The sequence below is a fragment of the Paraburkholderia metrosideri genome (assembly GCF_904848625.1).
GTDB classification, from domain to species: Bacteria; Pseudomonadota; Gammaproteobacteria; order Burkholderiales; family Burkholderiaceae; genus Paraburkholderia; species Paraburkholderia metrosideri.
On record NZ_CAJHCP010000007.1, the window covers coordinates 21,120 to 41,093 of the forward strand.

At 60.6% G+C, this 19,974-nt stretch carries 23 protein-coding genes; 12 read left to right on the plus strand and 11 right to left on the minus strand.

The window, feature by feature from the left end:
• Nucleotides 1–40 precede the first annotated feature (40 nt).
• Complete coding sequence (locus tag LMG28727_RS16145; RefSeq protein ID WP_201643334.1) at nt 41–733, minus strand: response regulator; 693 nt, start codon at nt 731–733, stop codon at nt 41–43.
• Nucleotides 734–1,000: 267 nt separating this feature from the next.
• Here LMG28727_RS16145 and LMG28727_RS16150 point away from each other — a divergent pair, with 267 nt between their 5' ends.
• The 6 genes from LMG28727_RS16150 to LMG28727_RS16175 all read left to right on the plus strand — a co-directional run bounded on the left by LMG28727_RS16150 (nt 1,001) and on the right by LMG28727_RS16175 (nt 8,051).
• Entirely contained in the window at nt 1,001–1,603 is a 603-nt protein-coding gene (locus tag LMG28727_RS16150; protein ID WP_201643335.1) for a YbhB/YbcL family Raf kinase inhibitor-like protein, read from the plus strand.
• Between the two features lie 245 nt (nt 1,604–1,848).
• Nucleotides 1,849–2,421, plus strand: a complete 573-nt coding sequence (locus tag LMG28727_RS16155; protein ID WP_201643336.1) for a flavodoxin family protein — start codon at nt 1,849–1,851, stop codon at nt 2,419–2,421.
• A gap of 408 nt (nt 2,422–2,829) precedes the next feature.
• Nucleotides 2,830–3,777: an N-acetyl-gamma-glutamyl-phosphate reductase gene (gene argC / locus LMG28727_RS16160; RefSeq protein ID WP_201643337.1), complete on the plus strand. Its 948-nt coding sequence runs from the start codon at nt 2,830–2,832 to the stop codon at nt 3,775–3,777.
• 487 nt (nt 3,778–4,264) lie between these two features.
• Nucleotides 4,265–5,662, plus strand: coding sequence for a DUF2957 domain-containing protein (locus LMG28727_RS16165; RefSeq protein WP_201643338.1), 1,398 nt, complete (start codon nt 4,265–4,267; stop codon nt 5,660–5,662).
• Between the two features lie 142 nt (nt 5,663–5,804).
• The gene (locus tag LMG28727_RS16170) at nt 5,805–7,049 is read left to right on the plus strand and encodes a DUF2957 domain-containing protein (protein WP_201643339.1); all 1,245 of its coding nucleotides are present in this window, start codon (nt 5,805–5,807) and stop codon (nt 7,047–7,049) included.
• Between the two features lie 177 nt (nt 7,050–7,226).
• Nucleotides 7,227–8,051 carry an OmpW/AlkL family protein gene (locus LMG28727_RS16175; RefSeq protein ID WP_201643340.1) on the plus strand — a complete coding sequence of 275 codons (825 nt, stop codon included), beginning with the start codon at nt 7,227–7,229 and terminating at the stop codon, nt 8,049–8,051.
• A gap of 327 nt (nt 8,052–8,378) precedes the next feature.
• Here the strand turns inward: LMG28727_RS16175 and LMG28727_RS16180 are convergent, their stop codons facing one another.
• Together LMG28727_RS16180 and LMG28727_RS16185 are read right to left on the minus strand one after the other, a co-directional pair.
• Nucleotides 8,379–9,014 carry a LysE family translocator gene (locus LMG28727_RS16180; protein WP_201643341.1) on the minus strand — a complete coding sequence of 212 codons (636 nt, stop codon included), beginning with the start codon at nt 9,012–9,014 and terminating at the stop codon, nt 8,379–8,381.
• A 291-nt stretch (nt 9,015–9,305) separates the two neighbouring features.
• Nucleotides 9,306–10,175: an NAD(P)-dependent oxidoreductase gene (locus tag LMG28727_RS16185; protein ID WP_201643342.1), complete on the minus strand. Its 870-nt coding sequence runs from the start codon at nt 10,173–10,175 to the stop codon at nt 9,306–9,308.
• A 106-nt stretch (nt 10,176–10,281) separates the two neighbouring features.
• Between LMG28727_RS16185 and LMG28727_RS16190 the strand changes: the two genes are divergently transcribed.
• Both LMG28727_RS16190 and LMG28727_RS16195 read left to right on the plus strand, forming a co-directional pair.
• Nucleotides 10,282–11,061, plus strand: coding sequence for a Mut7-C RNAse domain-containing protein (locus tag LMG28727_RS16190; protein WP_201643343.1), 780 nt, complete (start codon nt 10,282–10,284; stop codon nt 11,059–11,061).
• 49 nt (nt 11,062–11,110) lie between these two features.
• On the plus strand, nt 11,111–11,389 hold the full coding sequence (locus LMG28727_RS16195; protein WP_201643344.1) for a hypothetical protein: 279 nt from the start codon (nt 11,111–11,113) through the stop codon (nt 11,387–11,389).
• 178 nt (nt 11,390–11,567) lie between these two features.
• Here the strand turns inward: LMG28727_RS16195 and LMG28727_RS16200 are convergent, their stop codons facing one another.
• Together LMG28727_RS16200 and LMG28727_RS16205 are read right to left on the minus strand one after the other, a co-directional pair.
• Nucleotides 11,568–11,777, minus strand: a complete 210-nt coding sequence (locus tag LMG28727_RS16200) for a hypothetical protein (protein WP_201643345.1) — start codon at nt 11,775–11,777, stop codon at nt 11,568–11,570.
• Nucleotides 11,778–12,014: 237 nt separating this feature from the next.
• Nucleotides 12,015–12,767, minus strand: coding sequence for an IclR family transcriptional regulator domain-containing protein (locus tag LMG28727_RS16205; protein ID WP_201643346.1), 753 nt, complete (start codon nt 12,765–12,767; stop codon nt 12,015–12,017).
• A 273-nt stretch (nt 12,768–13,040) separates the two neighbouring features.
• Between LMG28727_RS16205 and LMG28727_RS16210 the strand changes: the two genes are divergently transcribed.
• Nucleotides 13,041–13,964: a DMT family transporter gene (locus tag LMG28727_RS16210; protein ID WP_201643347.1), complete on the plus strand. Its 924-nt coding sequence runs from the start codon at nt 13,041–13,043 to the stop codon at nt 13,962–13,964.
• Between the two features lie 121 nt (nt 13,965–14,085).
• Here LMG28727_RS16210 and LMG28727_RS16215 read toward each other — a convergent pair whose 3' ends face one another.
• The 6 genes from LMG28727_RS16215 to LMG28727_RS16240 all read right to left on the minus strand — a co-directional run bounded on the left by LMG28727_RS16215 (nt 14,086) and on the right by LMG28727_RS16240 (nt 17,579).
• Complete coding sequence (locus LMG28727_RS16215; protein ID WP_201643348.1) at nt 14,086–14,337, minus strand: hypothetical protein; 252 nt, start codon at nt 14,335–14,337, stop codon at nt 14,086–14,088.
• On the minus strand, nt 14,334–14,552 hold the full coding sequence (locus LMG28727_RS16220) for a hypothetical protein (protein ID WP_201643349.1): 219 nt from the start codon (nt 14,550–14,552) through the stop codon (nt 14,334–14,336). Before LMG28727_RS16220 ends, LMG28727_RS16215 begins: the two co-directional genes overlap by 4 nt.
• A 610-nt stretch (nt 14,553–15,162) precedes the next feature.
• On the minus strand, nt 15,163–15,888 hold the full coding sequence (locus LMG28727_RS16225) for a DUF2242 domain-containing protein (RefSeq protein WP_201643350.1): 726 nt from the start codon (nt 15,886–15,888) through the stop codon (nt 15,163–15,165).
• A gap of 182 nt (nt 15,889–16,070) precedes the next feature.
• Nucleotides 16,071–16,721, minus strand: a complete 651-nt coding sequence (locus tag LMG28727_RS16230) for a lytic transglycosylase domain-containing protein (protein ID WP_201643713.1) — start codon at nt 16,719–16,721, stop codon at nt 16,071–16,073.
• A 118-nt stretch (nt 16,722–16,839) separates the two neighbouring features.
• Nucleotides 16,840–17,112, minus strand: a complete 273-nt coding sequence (locus tag LMG28727_RS16235; RefSeq protein ID WP_201643351.1) for a hypothetical protein — start codon at nt 17,110–17,112, stop codon at nt 16,840–16,842.
• 170 nt (nt 17,113–17,282) lie between these two features.
• Complete coding sequence (locus tag LMG28727_RS16240; protein ID WP_236591959.1) at nt 17,283–17,579, minus strand: hypothetical protein; 297 nt, start codon at nt 17,577–17,579, stop codon at nt 17,283–17,285.
• A gap of 160 nt (nt 17,580–17,739) precedes the next feature.
• On the opposite strand from LMG28727_RS16240, the gene LMG28727_RS16245 reads away from it, so the two are divergent.
• The 3 genes from LMG28727_RS16245 to trpS all read left to right on the plus strand — a co-directional run bounded on the left by LMG28727_RS16245 (nt 17,740) and on the right by trpS (nt 19,951).
• Nucleotides 17,740–18,000, plus strand: coding sequence for a DUF6723 family protein (locus LMG28727_RS16245; RefSeq protein WP_201643352.1), 261 nt, complete (start codon nt 17,740–17,742; stop codon nt 17,998–18,000).
• A gap of 52 nt (nt 18,001–18,052) precedes the next feature.
• A complete protein-coding gene (locus LMG28727_RS16250; protein WP_236591961.1) occupies nt 18,053–18,661 on the plus strand; it encodes a copper-binding protein in 609 nt (202 codons plus the stop codon).
• Between the two features lie 261 nt (nt 18,662–18,922).
• Nucleotides 18,923–19,951 (plus strand): tryptophan--tRNA ligase, encoded by a 1,029-nt coding sequence (gene trpS / locus LMG28727_RS16255; RefSeq protein ID WP_201643353.1) that lies wholly within the window; start codon nt 18,923–18,925, stop codon nt 19,949–19,951.
• Nucleotides 19,952–19,974 lie beyond the last annotated feature (23 nt).

Consider the following 19,974-nt stretch of genomic DNA (forward strand, 5'->3'; position numbering starts at 1 on the left):
GTTTTCTGCGCGGCGCGGCGCGGCGCGGGGCAAAAATAACTTATTGAGGCACGTCGCCTTTTTCTCCCGACGAATGCGACGAGAGGTTCAGCAAGCCGTTGCTTTGCGCGTACTGAAACAGTTCGGAATCGCGATCAATGCCGAGCTTGCGCATCGCTGTGTTCTTTTGCGTGCTGATCGTTTTGATGCTGCGGTTCAGCTGTTCGGAAATTTCCTTGATCGTCATGCCCGATACGAACAGGCGCACCACTTCCAGTTCGCGCCGGGACAACATCACCTCATCGCTCTTGCCACCGGAATTCATGCGCAGCGCATCAAGCGCGACTTTGACCGATGGGCTCATATATTCGAGGTTGCGGCTGACGTGTTGCACTGCCAGTCCGATATGACTCAAATCATCCGATTTGTTGACGACCGAAATCACGCCCAACTCGCGTAGCCGTTGAAGCAACGCAGCGTTCTCAAGCATGGTCAGAACGACAATCGGCAGATTGGGAAAATTCCGACGCAAATATCCAATGAGCGGCAAGCCGTCACCATACTGGCCACCGGGCATGGCCAGATCTGTAACGAGCACATCGCAGGCGTCGTTCTGCAGCATCTTGATCAATTCTGTTGACTGCCGCGCACGCCCGACAATTTGCAGCCCGGGAAACTTCAGCAACGCGTGTTCCGCGCCGAACAGGATCACCGGATGGTCGTCGGCCACTATCACTCTGAGCGGATTTGGCATTGCCCTCCTCTTGACAGAAAAACCACTCTCCACAATGTCTAACATCTCTTTTTGAATTCTGGATACTTCGGGGACAGGCGCGTACTCCTCGGCGCACGCGGAAAATTCCTTCGACTATAGCCGATTCCCATCCTCACATGCATGCCCCCCGAGACAACAATGATGCATCGGAGAGCTAATGTTAGACTTGATTCGACCCTGGGGCAAAAATTAGGGACAATAATCATCGTGAGGATTCGCCTCGCGCCCTGACAGGAGAACCGGCACATGCGCTCGCGTTGCCTGGTTGTTTCGCTTGTTTCACCGTCTTACCGTACGCTGACTTTTGCCGGCGCAATACTGGGTGTTGCGCTATGCGCGGTGTCAGGTCCCCGCGCACTCGCCGAGGGCACTTTTGCGATCACCAGCAGCAGTTTCAAGTCCGGCGGCAACGTAGAAACCCCGCAGGTTTTCAATCAGGACGACTGCAAAGGCGGCAATCGCTCGCCCCAATTGACCTGGCACGATGCGCCATCCGGCACACGCAGTTTTGCAGTCACGATGTTCGATCAGGATGCACCCGGACGTGGCTGGTGGCATTGGGCCGTGGCCGGTATTCCGGCCACCGTCAGCAGTTTGCCGGAGAACGCCAGTTCGTCTGGCTTCCTGACTAAACTCGGCGCGGTCGAAGCGCGTAACGACTTCGACACCGACGGCTACGGCGGCCCGTGCCCGCCGCCAGGCAAACCGCATCGTTATATCGTTACTGTTTATGCATTGGGCACGTCCGATTTGCGCCTCGCGCAGGGGCGCCCCGCGCTGATGTTCGATCACGAAATTGGCACCGCGGCGCTCGGCAGTGCGCGGATTGAAGTGAATTACCGGCGATAAGCGGCCAAAGAAATCCGGCACACTGCAGCGTGCGCTTTGACCCGGGCAACACTGCGTGCTGAGCAAAACCTGACCTGACGTTTGCATCACCTTACGGCGTGCACGGAGTTGATGTCACGTGCGTGCGCTAACGTGCCGTTGGTGCGATTAAGCGGTGTACACCATGCCGTTCGATGCGGCGTGGCTGCCTCCGTGCACCATGGCCGTGTGATATTCCCTCCCCTCTCACTTTGCCGGAGCGCTGCATGTCAAAAATTGTCATCGTTTATCACAGCGGCTATGGCCATACGAAGAAAGTCGCCGAGGCCGTGCTGGCAGGCATGCTCGAGGCGGGCGCGCAAGCGAAGCTGCTACCGGTCGGCGATATCGATGACGCCGGCTGGATCGAACTGGGCGAAGCCGACGCGATCATTTTTGGTGCACCCACCTACATGGGCGGCCCATCGGCCGACTTCAAGAAATTCGCCGATGCCAGTTCAAAACCATGGTTTGGCCAGACATGGAAAGACAAGATCGCGGCTGGCTTCACCAACTCGGCAACCATGAACGGCGACAAGTTCTCGACGATCCAGTATTTCGTCACGCTCGCCATTCAGCACGGCATGATCTGGGCGGGCACCGGCATGATGCCGTCGAATACCAAGGCGGCGACCCGCAACGACCTGAACTATGTGGGCGGCTCGACCGGATTGCTCACGCAGTCGCCGGCGGATGCGTCGCCCGACGAAGCGCCGCCCGCGGGCGATCTGGAAACCGCGCGAATGTTTGGCGTGCGTGTCGCTGGCGTCACGGCAAGGTGGATTGCAAACGCGGGCTAACTGCGGGGCATGGGCGGGTTCTGCGCTACGGAATAGCGTGGCGCAACAGCGCGTGAAAACAGCCCGCCCTGAACTGACTCCACGCTTCGGGCGCGCAGCGCGCCGTTTGACTGCTCCCGCCCATTCCACCCAACGGGCCAAGGCATTGGCAGCTCCGTCAGCGTGCTTAGCAAGCGCACAACAGGCCGCCGACAAGATCGATTTGCCAATGTAGACCGCGAACCCTGCAGTTCGTCGTCAACTAGACGGCATCGGTGTGCATCTGTCGCATAACCGGTCACGCCGATGTCACTTTCAGCGCGCATCGTCGTTTTTTCGCCCCGTTCCGCACGTCTGCCGTCGTGAGGTCTTAAAATAACGTTCCGGCGCGGTGTCGCGCCCCGTTTCCAGCAAGCGAGTGAGATCGAGATGAGCACGAAAGTTTTTGTCGACGGACAGGAAGGCACGACCGGCCTGAAGATTTTTGAATACCTGTCGTCGCGCGCCGACGTAGAGATCCTGCGTATCGAAGAAGCGAAACGCAAAGACCTCGAAGAGCGCCGCCGTCTCATCAATGCGTCGGACGTCACGTTCCTGTGCCTGCCCGATGTCGCGTCGCGCGAATCCGCTTCGCTGGTCGAGAACGACCGCACCGTGCTGATCGACGCGAGCACCGCGTTCCGCACCTCCGCCGACTGGGCATACGGCCTGCCCGAACTGGCTCACTCGCAGCGCGAACGTCTGCGCACGGCGAAGCGCATCGCCGTGCCGGGCTGCCACGCGTCGGCCTTTGTGCTGGCCATGCGTCCGCTGGTCGAAGCCGGTGTGGTGGCGCCGGAGTTTGCCGCGCACGCCTACTCGATCACCGGCTACAGCGGTGGCGGCAAGAAAATGATTGCCGACTACGAAGCTGGCGGCAACGACAAACTCAAGAGCCCGCGTCCTTACGCGCTCGGTCTCACGCACAAGCATCTGCCGGAAATGGCGGCACACACCGGCCTGAAGTCGGCGCCGATCTTCACACCGATCGTCGGCGACTTTTACAAGGGTCTGGCCGTGACCACCTTCTTCTCGCCTGGTCAGTTGGCCAAGAAGGCCACGCCGCAAGACGTGCAGGCGCTGTTCGCCGAATACTACGCGGGCGAGCAGTTCGTGCACGTTGCACCGTTCGACGCCGAAGCGAATCTCGACAGCGGCTTCTTCGACGTCCAGGCGAATAACGACACGAACCGTGTCGACCTGTTCGTGTTCGGCAATGAAGAGCGTTTCGTGACCGTCGCGCGTCTGGACAACCTGGGCAAGGGCGCGTCGGGCGCGGCGATCCAGTGTATGAACCTGGCCATCGGCGCTGCCGAAGACGCTGGCTTGAAACGCTAATTCCATTCAGATGCGGACGGCTTTGCGCCGTCTCTCTGCCGAAAAGCCGGTCTTTCAGACCGGCTTTTCTGTTTTAAAAACACCTCAATTTAAATCCGTCGAAAGCTTTATCAGTACTAGCCCGTATTACCTTAAAAATAAAATGTGGAATGCGTACCAAACTCCCGGTAATTCATTCCTGAAGTCGCCATTCCTGCATAGTTTTCCGCCTAGGGAAAGTCCGAATTCTTACGCGAACGGTCGCTCGAAGATGATAGAGCCATTTTGCTGTAACGCCTGTCACTAAAGGGCGTGCGGCGATGCAACGGTTGCCTGTTCCCGACGAAATTTCCTTTTTTGTTTAAAAGGGCCCGAGACGTCCACGCAGCGTGTGGGCGTCGAAACCGCCACTGTTTGAATCAGTCTTTTTAGACGGCTCATTCAATTGACAGGCATTAAACAGGCAGCGAAATTAGTCCGCACAATTACATGTCAGGGAGACAGCTGCATGTCGAATGCCATTATTCGAGGCGTGGCAATGGCGATTGCCACTACGCCATTGCTGATCGCGTGCGGCGGCGGCAAGGCCGACAATCCGGCCGCGATTAATTCACCTCAATGCTCGGGTTCGAGTTGCGGCACGCAGGGCGCACCCGCGAGCAGCACCAGTTCGGCAGCGCTGTGTCCGGCGACCGCCGACATCGTCAACAGCACGTATCTTGGCGGCGCCGGGAGTGGTGAGGTCGTGCAGTTGAACATCAATGCAACGGCGATGACCTACACGCTGAAGTGGCTGGAGTCGCCGATTCCGCTGCGCACAGGTCAGGTCACGCCGACTCGCGCGGGCACCACGATCACCGGCGCGGTGATCCACCCGCCCACCGGCGCGCTGCCGACTGCCGAGCAAACGCGTTGCGCCTTCATTCTCGGCGCGGGCACCGGCACCGCCGCGGGCGACGGTCAGCCATACACCACGCCGGATTACGTCAACAATCCTAATCCGCCGATGGTTCTCGTCGGCCTAGGTGTGGCGGGCGGCGGTATTCCCGGCGCAACGGTCGAGTTCCCCGGGGTTCTCGGTGGCATCGGCGCGGTGCCGAACCGTCACTTCGACTTCTATCCGTTCCTGGGTTTCGCGAGCACCACGACCGACATCACCAAACTGCCGGGCACCTATAACGGCCTGCTGTATCACCTTGTGCCATCGGGCGACTATGCGGCAGTCGCGACTCCCACGGTCGAAACCTTCGACGCCAGCGCCACCTGCACGAGCTCCAATCAGCCCAACGCGAGCTACTCGCCCAATGCCGGCGGCTGTCTGACCACCGGCAATCCGTTGACGCTGAACAGCAACGGCTACTTCGATAGCGCCGCAGCACCGCAGATCGGGAAGCAACTCACGATTCCGGTGCTTCTTCCGGCCAGCAAGTCCGGCACGGCGCACATGATTCTCGGCCAGATCAACGGCGCAACGGTTCCGCTGGTCGTGCGCACCGGCTTTGTCGATGTGACCAACCTCCTTACCGCCAAGGTCGACGACGAATCCGGCATCGCGATGCTCACCGCGGCCACGCCGCTTGCCTCCGGCGGCTTCGACGGCGGGTATGTCGGCGCGGATTCCAACTTCAAGTCGACCGCGACCTTGATCCAGGGCGGCGTCGGCTCGTTCATCAACCCGTCGACCTCAGCCGCGGAAGACGGCTTCGGCCTGGCCTACGGTCTGCAGAGCCCCGGGTTGGTCGGCGTTGCGCAGGCGAACGGCCAGACCGGCTACGCCATCGCCTCCGGCGGCCTCTATGCGATTGAAATTCAAGGCACGGTCAACGGCGGCGTCGCGGCGACTTCGGCCAATTCAGACACGTCGAGCGCTCCGTATTTCGGCATCGGCGCGCAGATCAGCAAATGAAGTGACGAAGTGACGCAAAGGAAATGAAGCAGAGGACTCGGTAACACGCATCACATGGCAGTTCGTACTACGGGACCGACATAAAGCAAAAGGTGGCGGGGCTGGGAGCCGGCCACACACAACGAAAAAATCTGGAGGCAGTATGAAATGGAGAATCCTTTCGGTGCTCGCTCTTGCTGCACCGTTGCTGGGGGCGTGCGGCGGTGGTGGCGGCGGTGACGGACCGGTGACGGAAACGCGTCTGTGTCCCTCGTCGCTCGACTACAACACGGTGTTCACGGGCGGTGGCGGCGACGGCGAACTGGTCAAGCTGCAGCTCGACACGACCAAAATGACGTGGCAGGTCAATTACATCGAATCGCCGATTCCGGCGGCGGTCGGCACCGTGACCCCGACGCGCGCCGGCCAGACCGCCAGCGGCACGCTCACCCAGGAAACGCTGCTGCCGACCGCCAAGCTGAACCAGTGCGCGTACCGGCTGAACGGCGCGAGTCTCGATTCGACTCGTCCGGCGCGCATATTCGTCGGCGAGGGTGTCGCAGGCGGCACGATCCCGGGCGCAGAAATTTCATTCGGTGGGATTCTCGGCGTAGGCGCCGTGCCCGATACCACGTTCCCGTATTACCCGTTCATCGGTTTTTCGTCGATTGAAACGAATCTCGCCAACGTCGCCGGGACGTATAACCAGCTCGGTTATCACCAGGTACCGTCGCAGAGCTTCGCGCCGGTCTCGGTCGATTCGAAGATCACGATCAACGCGGACGGCACGTGGACGGAGTGCGACAACTCCGGCGTCAACGCAGGCAAATGCCAACAGCCGGGTACCAACCTGGTCGCGGCCAGCGACGGCAGCGGCGCGTTTCAGACCAACAACTTCCAGGGCCAGGCGAAGCCGACACTCGCGGCCACGCCGCAAGCACGCGGTTACATGATCGTCGGCAAGCTGAAGAACCAGTTGGTGCCGATTCTCGTGCGCACGGGCGCGGCGAATTCTTCAGTGACTACGCCGGTCAATGGCGCGCTCGGGCCGTACGCAGACGACGAATCGGGCATCTCGATCCTGTCGCCGCAAACGTCGATCACGGCGAACTCGCAAAACGGTGAGTACATCGGCGTGGATAGCCAGTTCGACTACCGCACGACTGCCCTCGAAGGTACCGAAGCCACGCTGCTGGATCCGTTCAACGCGTCGCAGGCATCGCTCGCGACTGCGCTGAATCTGGACTTCACGCAAGCCACGCCTGGCGTGGTGACGACCACGCACGTGGGCGCATCGACCGGCACCACGCCGACCGGAAAGATGATTTTCACCGGTGGTGTGTTCGGTTACCTCGATCTGACCAACGCGACCTCGCCGTACTTCACGATCGGCGCCTTCGTCCAGTAACGGGCGCGGCACGCGCCGCCTCATACGACGAGGCGGCCGCGTCCCGGCTGCTGCGCGCAACCACAAAACAGCGCAGCGGCCGGCGCCCCAACGACTATCCAGCGCACTGGCCGGGCCGATGGTCCGCCGTCGTCCGTCGCGCGCGATGAGCGGCATGAGCGCCTGAGGAGAATGAAAATGAAACGAATCTGTCTCGCGATACTGTTCGCGGTTCTGTCGGCCAGCGCGTACGCCCAGCATGCGGGCGACAACGTCGCCGTGCTGGGCTGGTTTCACGTGATGCCGCAGGATTCGAGCACGCCGCTCACGACCAACGTTGCGCCGACGCCGATCAATACGCCGCTGCGTCTGCCGAGTTCCTTTACGTCGCCGGGCACGGGGTTGTCGACCAATAGCGCGAATACTGTCGGCCTTGTCTTTAGCCACTACCTCACCGATCACATCGCAGTGACGACGGTGGCGGGCGTGCCGCCGGTCTTCAAGATTTATGGACATGGCACGATCCAGCCGCCGGGACCGGCGGGCGCGCTCGGTCAGCAGAACCTGGGCGACCCGCAGGCCAATCCGATCGTGAAGAGCGTGCGCCAATGGAGTCCGGCGCTGATCTTCCAGTATTACTTCAATGCGCCGACCGCCAAGCTGCGGCCGTTCGTCGGCGTCGGCGTGTCGTACAACTGGTTCTCCGACGTCCAGTTGAGCCCGAATTTCGTAACGTCGACGCAGAATAATCTCGGGTCGGTACTGGCCGCGGGTGCAGGCAAGCCGGGGACGACGCAGATATCCGCGAAGGCGTCCTCATCCTGGGCACCGGTGTTTAATGCGGGTCTCGCGTACAACATCACCGATCACTGGGGGCTCGTGGCGTCGGTCACGTACATTCCGCTGAAGACGACGTCGTCGGTCATCATCAAGGCGGCGGACGGTACGGAGCTGGGGGTGTCGAAGGCAGAACTGAAGGCCGATCCGATCATTTCCTTCCTGGCCGTTTCTTACAAGTTCTGAATTCCGGGCGGTTTGCGCTTCGGAATAGGAAAGGAAAAGGCATCAACGCGGCAAAGCCGGTGGCCCACGCAAGGGTCGACCGGCTTTTTCTTTTCTGGCGCAGGGCGACGCGAGAATGGCGTCGTCGGGAAATTTTGGGCAAAAAAAAAGCCCACCTAGGTTGGCGGGCTGAATCCATATCAGAGGAGACATGGAGGAGACAAGGCAAATCTTAGCAAAAGGTTTGATGCGACGCAACATGCAAATTAGGGTAGACCCTCGATGTTGCAAAAATACCACGCATCACTTTTCTGGCCCTGTTCCTCTTGACCTCTTGTGACCGCGAGCCTACTGGCGTACCAGCGCCATCATCGCGCCAAAGCCGACAAACACGCCGCCAGTCAGACGATTGAAGATTCGCGCGACGCTGCGGCTTTTCAGTTTGGCACCGATCCGCGTGCCAAAACCCGCGTACACGCAATACCAGCTCACCTCGATCGCGGCAAACGTGACGAGCAGCGCGCCGAATTGCGGCAGCCTGGGCTGCGCGGCGTCGATGAATTGCGGTAGCAGCGCTGTCGCGAACAGAATGGCTTTCGGATTGCTGGCACCCACGAGGAATCCGTTGCGGTACAGCGCGAAGCGTGAGCGCTCGGGTTTGGCGGCCAGTTCGTCGGCGTGATCGGCAGCGGCTTCGCTAACCGGAGCGCGCCATGCCTTGATGCCCAGATAGACCAGATAAACGGCGCCGATCATCCGCAGCGCGTTGAACATGGCCGGCCACGCGGCGAGCAACACGCCAAGTCCTGCTGCCGATACCGCCAGCATTAGCACCAGCGCCGACAAACAACCCGCCATGGTCGCGCTCGAGCGCCGCAAACCGTGCTGCGCACCGTGCGTCATCACGAGCAACATGTTCGGACCGGGAATCGCGCAAACGACAAAGACGGTGGCAACGAACAGCCACCAGGTATGCAAGGTCATGGAGAATGGAAACGGATAAAGATTGGGCGGCTATTATGCCCGTTCGGATAAATCCAGGGCATGACGGGCATGACCGTTAGCTGGGCGGAACCCACGTGACGCGGGCAGGCTGCGCCGGTGACGACGCATCGTGCATCCAGTATGGATAGCGCTTCGCGACGACGCTTCACCTACCGCTGAAGGAACAAAGCCACACACGGTGTGCAGAGCGCAGCGCTTGCAACTGACGGACGCAGGGCCCGATATCAGCGCCCCGCTCCGCCCAACTGCTAACAGACCTCTCCGAGCCGTTTAACGCCCTGCCCGACGCGCAGCTACGTCACCCAGCACGGCAAAGTCCTTCTCGCCGTCACCGTGCGCAACCGCTTCGATGAGGCTGTCGCGCACGACGCTCGCAATCGGCATCGGCGTCGTCACAGCGTCCGCCGCGGCGAGCGCGAGGCGAATGTCTTTCAAACCGAGACGCGCCTTGAACAGCGCCGGCTCATAGCTCTGCTCCGCGATCAGCTTGCCGTAGCCCGAATAAACCGGACCCGGGAACAGGCCGCTCGTGATCACGTCGAGAAAATCCTGCATCGCGAGGCCGTGACCGGTCACCAGCGTGGCCGCCTCACCGAGCGTCTCGACCGCCGCGCCCAGCATGAAATTCGCGGCCAGCTTCATCACGTTTGCCTGTTGCGGCAACGATCCGATGCGCCAGGTTTTCTGACCGATCGCGTCGAACACCGGCTGAACACGGTCGATCGATTCCGCCGGGCCACCCGCGACAATCGTCAGCTTGCCCGCAGCGGCGACATCGGGCCGCCCTAGCACGGGTGCCGCGACATAGTGAACGCCGCGCGACGCATGCGCCGTCGCCAGTTCTTCGGCCAGCGCCACCGAAATGGTCGCCATGTTCACGTGAATCAAACCACGCGGAGCATGTTCGAGCAGCGACGCCGTGATCACTTCGCGCAATGCGCTGTCATCGGCCAGCATCGAGAACACGGCTTCGCCCGCAAACGCTTCGGCCGGCGTGGCGACGACTCGCGCTCCTGCGTCGGCGAGCGCTTGCGCCCGTTCCGGCGAGCGGTTCCATACGCGCACCTGATGCCCGGCTTTCAACATGTTTGCAACCATCGCGGCGCCCATCTCGCCGAGACCGATAAAACCGATGTCCATCTGTCACTCCGTCTTCGAAAGAACCTGAAGTAAAGCACACCCATGCGACAAGTGCAGGACAACGCGCAATGAAACACACAATCGGACACGGTGCGATACTGCGGAGATGGTCACCGCGACATTCCGCTTCTACGAGGAGTTGAACGATTTTCTCGCCCGGCCGCTGCGTCGGCGCGAGTTCAATTGCGCATGCGCGCGCGGTGCGACCGCGAAGCACATGATCGAAGTCCTGGGCGTGCCGCATACCGAAGTCGAACTGATTCTGGTGAATGGCGAGTCGGTCGGTTTCAATCACCCATTATCGGATGGCGACCGTATTGCGGTTTATCCGAAGTTTGAAGCGCTCGACATCCAGCCGCTGCTGCGCGTACGCGAACGGCCATTGCGCGTGGTGCGATTTATCGCCGACGCGCATCTCGGCGGCCTTGCCCCGCTTCTGCGGCTGGCCGGCTTCGACACGCTGTACGACAACCACTATCCCGACGCCGACATCGAAGCGCTCGCCGCCGCGCAACAGCGCATCGTGCTGACGCGCGACCGCGAGTTGTTGAAACGCCGCAGCATCACGCATGGCTGTTATGTCCGCACGCTCAGGCCGCGCGAGCAATTGCGCGAAGTGTTTGAACGGCTCGACCTGGCGCATAGCGCGCAACCCTTCCGTCTGTGTCTGATGTGCAACGCGCCGCTGCGGCGAATCGCCAAAGACGAAGTCGGCACGCGCGCACCGGATGGCGTACTCGAGCGGCATAACCAGTTCGTCACCTGCGACGTTTGTCAGCGTGTGTTCTGGGAAGGGACACACTGGCAGAGAATGCGCGCGCTGATGGATAGCGTCGCTGCGCCGGGCCGGCCGCCTCATGCCGCCGCCCAAACGCCTGGCGCCTGACCTATGGCGCGTACAATAGGGGGTTACTTATCTGGCAGAGGCCTTCCGTATGGCGATGAAAAAAACCGACCTTGAAAAGAACAAGGCACTCAAGCTGAACAACGCAATGAAGCTGTCGACCGCCGACCGCTTCGGAAAAGGCGTAGCGGCCGACCCGAAACTCGACCGTCGCGAGCAACGCAAGCTCGATCAGGCGCAGGGGCTAGTTCCGTTCGCATGCAAGCTGAGCAGTGAGGTGGTCGACGATCTGAAAGCACGGGCCGCAAACCACCCTGAAGGCCTGCCCGGGCTGTTGACCGAAGTGATCAAGCGCGGTTTGGCCGACTGAAGTCGAGCGACTCGCAGGCTGCACGAAGTGCAGCAAACGCGAAGGAAATGCAAAAAGGCCAGAGCACACGCTCTGGCCTTTTTGCTGGTAACGCTCTTTTTCGCTCTACTCTGCATCAGCCGACTGGCGGCGCAATCCGGCAAAGCGAAACAGCTCGCCCGATTGAACGGGCATGAGCTTAGTTTTGCGTGCCCTTGTCGTTCGTGCCGGCTGCCGACGCTGCTGCCGAAACGCCAGCGCGCTTGCCGTGCGTCTTCAGCTTCTTGCTGTGATGCTTTGCCGGTGCGCTAGCGGCAGCGGCCGGCGCTGCGTCCGATGCCTGTGCGAAAGCTTGAACCGAAACCAGAGCGATCGATGCTGCTGCGAGCGAGATAATGACTTTTTTCATGTGTTGTTCCCCAAACCTGACGACTGATTCAATGTGAATGAAATAGCTGCACGGTAAAGCAGACAGGGCTTCAGGCGCCTTCCCGCTCCCCGCGGGAGAGTATTACCCAGGTGTAGGCGGTTTGTCATGCGCAAAACTCGATATGTATTTTCCGGGAGACAGCGTGCTTTCACGGCGCTTTCAATCATTCAGTATTCCGTATCAGGGATACCACCTAGCCCATTTCCAAACGAGCGATCAGACGAGATTGCGCAGCAAACTGGCGGTTTCCTGCAGCGTCGGCAACACGCGATGCAGCGCGGCGTTCGCCGACTCCTGGCCAATCGGCATGCTGACGCTGATCGCCGCCACCACCGAGCCGTGCCGGTCACGCAAAGGCACCGCGACGCCGCGCACGCCCAATTCGAGTTGCTGATCGGTGACCACATAGCCGGTGCGGCGAATCTCGGCGAGCACTTCCCGCAGCCGATCGATCGTCGAATAGGTGTACGGCGTGAACACCTTGATCGGATACGACGCGAGCCATTGTTCGATGCCTTCTGGCGCCCGGAACGCCAGCAACACCAGTCCCGCCGACGATAACGGCGCGGGCGCGCGCGAGCCGAGCACGAAGCCGACCGCCATCGCCCGGTTCACGCCGTTGCGCGCGACGTACACCACGTCGTGTTCATCGAGGATCGCGACCAGCGCGGTTTCCTGCACAGTCGCGGTGATGCGCTGAAGAAATGGCTGCACGGTGCGCGGCAGGCGCGCGGAATCCAGATACGACTGACCGAGCCGCAACACGCGCGGCGCGAGCCAGAACAGTTTGCCGTCGGTATCCACGTAGCCGAGCTCGCGCAGCGTCAGCAGATAACGGCGCGCCGCCGTGCGCGACAGGGTTGCGCGCGCAGCCACCATGGTCGGTGTCATGCGCGCGTGTTCTTCGTCGAATGCTTCGATGATCGCCAACGCCTTCGCAGCGCCCGCGATCCAGTCTTTTTCATCCATAGATCTCGCCTGAAAAGCTGAAAGTCGCCCGAACGCCGGTTGGCTGATCAGCCGTGCCGCCGTTGCGCGATTATCGCGCGAGTTGGTGAATGCGCAATGAGGGATGCAGAGTGCGCTGTGCTGTGGCCTTCCCCTTCCTGTTCGACTGCCGGGCGGATTCCCCCTCGCATTACCCTTGCCGATTGCGAATGCTCGTCGTAAGGTTCACTGCGCCGCCGCCATGGGGCCGGCAATAGGCGCCACACCACCACAACCGCTTGCGAAAAATCACCTTTGAATCCGAATACCCGCCAACACCTGCGCGCCAATCTGCTGATGCTGATCGCCGCCGTCATCTGGGGCTCCGCGTTCGTCGCGCAACGCCTGAGCGCTGACGCGATCGGCCCGTTTCTGTTTACCGGATTGCGTTTCCTGCTCGGCGCACTCGTCGTCCTGACGATGATCGTCTGCGTCCGACGTTCCGCGCTCGCGGAACTGTCCAAACGCGGACCGACTGGCGCGCGCGAGTTGCTTGGCGCGGGTGCATCACTCGGCATGGTGCTCGCCGTGGCGATCTCGCTGCAACAGATTGGCCTGCAGTACACGAAGATCGCGAACGCCGGTTTCATCAGTTCGCTTTACGTGGTGATCGTGCCGCTGCTGGGCGTGCTGTTCAGACATCGCACCGGTATCGGTACATGGCTCGGTGCGACGCTGGCGGCTGTCGGCATGTATTTCCTGAGCGTCGACGAGCATTTTTCGATGCTGTACGGCGACTGGTATCAACTCGCCGGCGCACTCGTGATTTCCGTCCAGATGATGCTGGTGGGCCGCTTTGCGCGTCGGCATGACACCTTGATGCTGGCGCTCGTGCAATTCGTCGTGTGCGGACTGGCGTGCCTGCTCGTGGGAATGGTTATCGAGCCAATCAGTTTTGCCGTGATCAAACGCGCCGCGCCGACCATTATTTACGGCGGGGCGTTGTCGGTCGGGGTCGCCTATACGATCCAGGTCGTCGCGCAGCGATACGCGGCGCCGTCGCATGCGGCGGTGATTTTCAGCATGGAAGGGGTATTTGCGGCACTGGCCGGCTGGGCGGTGCTCCGCGAAACCTTGTCGGAGCGTGCGTTGATCGGTTGCGCGCTGATGTTGGCGGGTCTGATCGTCTGTCAGGTGATGCCGAACTGGCGTCAGGATCGCGTGCCTCGCGCATCCTGACGGCGACGCACATCGCGGCTGGTTTCACGAGTTGCATGCCGGCGCGATGCTGATTCGCAAACAGCAATGTGCGTCGTCAGCCGCCGGGGCGCAGAAGCGCCGGCGGCCACGTCACTTCGCATTAAGCCGCGCGAGTGTGCGCATAGAAACTGGGCGTGTCCGCCGTTGGCGGGAAGACACACCAGCATCCATCGTCGTGCCGGAAGAAGAACAGGCTTCGCGAGCCCGCTTCAACCGACGTCTCGACCCGCACGTAACGCCGGCCGCCAATGCGGGTCCGGCTAAATTCGGTGACATGAACCGGCGCCGAAGGTGAAGGCGCCAGCCATTTCTCAACCAGAAAACGCAGCGACTGTTCGCTCGCGGCTCTCATGATCCGCTCCGTACCGGTTTGGTTTGATGCACTTCGCGGGCAGCGTCGGCGTTGTCTTCGGCTCTGTCGTCGGAGTCGGCGGCGTCCGCGTCTTCTTCAGCGGATGCGAAGGCGATCGCCCGGTTGGTGGCCGCCGCCCGCAGCGTGCTGCAATGGGCTGCGTGCCGGATATCGGAAAGAAGCCGGACTAGCTGTCGTGCTGATCTGCGTTTCATACACCCCCCGCACTGCACCAAGAACCTCAGAAAACACTTTAACTCTATGCCTGGATCGGGCATTGCCGAAATGCTTTCGGCTAAATAGCAACAGTTGCGCTTGCAAAAAGAGAGACGCAATCTTTGTACCGCCCGCACTTCAATGTGCGCGTGCGGCGAGCGGCGGTCTGTACGCTGGCGAGCGGTTGGCGCGGCAGGAGTTGCCGATGAACGGATTGCAGGAAATATTGCGAAAAATTTAAGCACCGCGAGGCAGGGAAAATCCGCCAGCAAGTGAAAGTTATCCACAATTGCCTATGAATAACTTCGGTATAGCCCCCCGAACAGCCTGTGCGTGGATTCTTGATAAGGATCGGTCAGCGCCACGCCCTATCAAAGTTATCCCGCTTATGTAGTTTTTCTACAGACATGTTCCGCAGGGTTATTGATTCTGCATGACGTTGATGTGACGGAAGATTATGGAGTTATCCACAGAGGGGGTTAACCCTTGTTAACTATTACTACATATGTATACAAACAAAGTAAAAGACATAGGATAAGTACCGCTTCGGCGCTGAGATTCGAGGCTGCGTAGGTTAACCGGGCTTTGCTTTCGACCCCTAGCGGCACATCAGGGCGTGACGACGTTAACTCCACTCGCGGTTAACGCTGCCGCTGCAGCAGCCTGACCGATTGCATCCGGGGTCGCAGGAACAGGCGCCGACGTCGTTGTTTCAACCTGAATCTGGACTGGAACCGGCAGCATCCGCGTTTCAATCTGGCTGCTGGTGACGGGCTGCGTGCGCACTACCGTCTGAAGATAATGATCGACGAGTCCGAAGAAACGGTCGTAGAACTTGCCCGACGGAATCGTTTCGCTTGAAATCTTGACCATCGCGTCGCTGTTCGAGCGGATCGGCAGCGATAGCGAGCCCAGCACGCTGAGCCCGACGCTGGCCGAGGTATCGCTTTTCTTCAATGCGAAGCCGTTTTGCACGGCATTGACGTAAACGATGCTGGTGTCGGCCGCTTCTTCTCCCGGCGTGCAGACCACATGAAACTCGACGACCACGTGGGTATCGCCCGTGGGCTGAAAGTTCTTGGTGCCGTCGACGGTATCGGTGCGCGGCATCGTCGTCAGATAGCCCTGGCTCAGCAGTGCACGGCGTGCCGCTTCGCAGCTATCCGTGGTGCTCGAATTGAAATTGCGGGCGTAAGGGCTCGCGCCCGTTTCAAATAACTCCTGCTGGAATTTCGGTTGAGGTGTGCTGCTGCACGCCGCGAGCGTGAGCAGGCCACCAAGGCTCAGTGCACCGAAGAGGACGGAGGCTGTGTTTTTAGGGAACGAGGGCAACATGGTCGATCGCAAGGAACGCTGCGTGAGCGCGAATGGGAAAGCATTGTAGAGCGGTTATCTGGCACGCGTAAAAGCCCGCCACGCAGCACGCAAAGCTCTCTGCGCAGCGCATTACACCTGTCGACAATGGATGACCACAGCGAGAATGCCACGGCCATTAAAAGACAAACGGAAGCGCGCTTTTATTTCGATGCGGCAGTCGATCCGCCAGCGACGCCCTTCGACGCAGCGCCACCGCTCAGGCCAATGGCACTGACAGCCGGCACGGTGAACGCATCGGCCCATTGATCAGTTGGTGCGCAGCGATCTGCTTCGCACATGTCGGCCTTCGCATCGGAATGCGAGGCGGCGTCTTCCGACGGGGCAACGGCAGCGAAATCCTCGACGCGCAAGCTCACCTTCTGAGCGTAAGCCTGCGAGCCGCCGTAGCTCTTGAGCGCGGCGTTCATGTCGCCGTTAGCCGAGCGCATGTAGCCGTAGAGAATCGCGGAGCCTACTTCGATATTCGCCGTCGGCTCGGTCAGGTCTTTGACATTCCTCAGCAGCCCGCGATGGGCGCCCGGCACGACTTGCATCAGCCCCGTTGCGCCGTTGGCACCGCGGGCCTTTTCCTTGAAGCGGGATTCGATCGAGATGATGGCCAGCAGAAGCGCTGGCGGGAGGGAATATTTCGACGCGGCGGACTGCACGGCGTCGGAAATTTTTTGAGCTTTTTCCTTTGCCAGACCGAATTTCTGCGTCAGGTACGCGGTCATTCGGTCCGTATTTTCGTCGGCCGCTGCGGTTTGCATCAGGCCGAGCGATAGCACGATCAGGCAAAGTAACCGGCTCATAGCGGAGGACCCGAAGGAAGGGAATTCGTCCATTATAGCGCTGCCCCAAAAAGAGGCACCGATTAGCGGAAATTTTTCCTTTGGAATCAATGCTGATCGGTAATCCTTTTTGTCTTACTTAAACGACTTCGGCCTGAGATCGTAGTCGTCGTTGAGCGTCGTCAGGAACGATTGATCGGTCGGACAGTTCACACGCACCCATGTCGAAGTACTGCGGAGTGGCATTCACTTTCAACTCAGGATTGCGCGGCACGCCGAGCGCCAGGAAATTGAAAGCGGGGAATAGCGGATGCGAGCCTTCGACAGCCTGCTGATCGATAGGGTACGAGGCGGATATAGCACGACGCGCATTGCCGCCCGCCGGATTGTCGACGAGTTTTTGATCGGCCAACTCTTAAGCCGTTAGTTGCAATTTATCGTCGAGATAGTAGTCGCATCTGCTGGCATACGGATGAAAACTCGAGTCGTCGAGTTGGAAGCGCTCGATTGCCTACATCGCTAGCGCAAAGGTCTGGGTGAGATCGACAGAAGATTTCGCACCCGGCTGTTCGCCGCAGCAGGTCAAGCCAGAGAACACCAGATAATCGACGCCGTCACCGTCACCGTCGCGTAATCGCCTTCGTCGAAATTGATGATCAGCAGATCGTCCTTCTGGAACGCCAGCGAAGACGCGATAATCGGCGCCCACTTCTGCATGAACGTGTTCGCGCCCGTCACACCGCCCAGCTGGCCATTCACCCACGGCGAATCATGACCGTCGTCGCACAGGCTCGGCGTGATCAGGTTGAAGTTGGCCGTCGTCGAGATCGATCGCAGATCGCTTCTAAGGGACGTCGACCGGCTAGCGTGCAGTGCCACGCGGCCGGTCCCGGCAAGATTTGAGACAATGACGGACGTCGGTGAAGGTATCGCCGCTATGTCGCCAAAATGGCCAGGTGTAGCCTTGGCCCTATGTACCGGAGTCCGATGCCGGTTTTCATGGCGCCACCGGCCTATTGAACAAGAGATGTTTTCAGGTATGAGCAAGACCGCATTTATTCCCAGCGTCCCCGCCAGTTCGGAAGACGACTTCGACATTACCGCCATGTCAAAAATGGCGGGCTACCGCCGTTTCTACGGCGTGTTGAAAGTGGTTCGAACCACCGACGGCCGCGTGCTGTTTCCCTTCGACGGCGCGCCTGAACTCGGACCGTATGCGACCAAGCTGGAAGCGATCGCGGCGGCGCAGGTGTACGGCGAGCACATCGTGACGAGCGACCTTGCCCGTCCGGAACTGTAGGCGCTGGTTGTTGTTTGATAGGCGGCCGGCGTGACGACTTTGGGAGCAACGCATGATCTCCACGCTGCGCAACATGAACTCACCAGCCGCTGTGATGCGGTGCGCAGCCACGCTGCTGACCGCGCTGTCCGCCACCTTCAGTCCAGCGGGATTTGCACAGGACGCCACCAGCGCTGACGCCGTACAAACCGCACTCGGCAACGCCGAAGTCGTCCACGCACAGGTTCGGGTCGCCGCGATCGACGCCGCCACCAATACCGTCACGGTGCGAAGCCAGCGCGGCAATCTCGCGGATGTCGACGTCAACCCCGCATTGGCCGATGTCAGCCGCCTGCGGGTCGGCGACAGGCTGAACGTCGCATATCAACAGGCCATCCTGATTCATATCGACAAACTCGCCACGAAGGGCTTGCGCGAGCGCGTCGAAACCACCGTGGCGATTCCCGCTTCAGCGGGATTCGTGTCGTCGGCGCACAGGGTGCGGGTGGTCGCGACGGTGGAAAAGATCGATCGGAAAAGCCGCATGGTGACCTTGCGTGGACCACGGCATAGACAGGTGCTGCGTGCGTCGAGTGCGATTCCGCTCGACGAACTGAAGGTCGGCGACAGCGTGCGGGCGGAGTTCGTGTCGGCGGCCGCGGTGGAGCTGGTGAGGGAGTGACGCGCGTGGCGTCGCACCACACAGTTGGCCAGAATTGATGCCTTAACGATGCCCCGACCATGACTTGCCGGCATCACAGACGCTATACTCGCTGGATGGACACGAAACCGACCCCGCCGAATCAGCATCGTTGGTGGCACGCCTGACCTGGGCGGCCCGTTTCTACTCGTACATCGAAAACGTGATGCCGCCAGTTCTGGCGGCATTGTCGTATTTGCGCGCCAGATACCGGTGGGGTCGATAACCACGGAACACCAGACTATGTCGCAAGCAGATCAATCGTCGAAACCACTCGTTATTCTCACCGGCGACCGCACGACCGGCCCGCTCCACCTGGGCCACTACATCGGCTCGCTGCGTTCGCGCGTGCAGCTTCAGCATGAGGCACAGCAGTTCCTGCTGCTGGCCGACGCGCAGGCCATGACCGACAACGTCGGCAAGCACCAGAAGGTGACCGAGAACGTCATCGAAGTCGCGCTGGACTATCTGGCGGTCGGCATCGACCCGACCAAATCGACGATTTTCATTCAGTCGCAGGTCGCCGAACTGGCCGAACTGACGCAGTATCTGCTCAACCTGGTGACGGTCGCGCGTCTCGAGCGCAATCCGACCATCAAGTCGGAAATCGTGTTGCGCGGATTCGAGCGCGACATCCCCGCTGGCTTCCTGACCTATCCGGTGAGCCAGGCCGCCGACATCACCGCATTCAAGGCGACGCGCGTGCCGGTCGGCGACGACCAGTTGCCGATGATCGAGCAAACCAACGAACTGGTGCGCCGCTTTAACTTCACCGTCGAAAAGGAAGTGCTGGTCGAATGCCAGGCGGTGTTGTCGCACGTTGCGCGGCTGCCGGGTATCGACGGCAAGGCGAAGATGAGCAAGTCGCTCGGCAATTCGATCCCGCTCGGCGCGACGCCTGACGAAATCAGCCAGGCCGTGAAGAACATGTACACGGACCCGAACCACCTGCGTGTTGCCGATCCGGGTCAGGTTGAAGGTAACGTGGTGTTCTCGTTCCTCGACGCGTTCGAGCCGGATACCGCGAAGGTCGACGAACTGAAAGCGCACTACCGTCGCGGCGGTCTGGGCGATAGCGTCGTCAAGCGCGCGCTCAACGAGCGTTTGCAGGAAATGCTGACCCCGATCCGTGAGCGTCGCCGCGAGTTCGAGTCGGATCGTGGCGCCGTGCTCGACATCCTGCGTCAGGGCACGATGCGCGCGCGCGAGGTAGCGGCTGCGACGGTGTCTGAGGTGAAATCGGCGCTCGGGTTGAATTACTTCCAGAGCTGAGCGCGTGGCTGGGGGGCGAACAG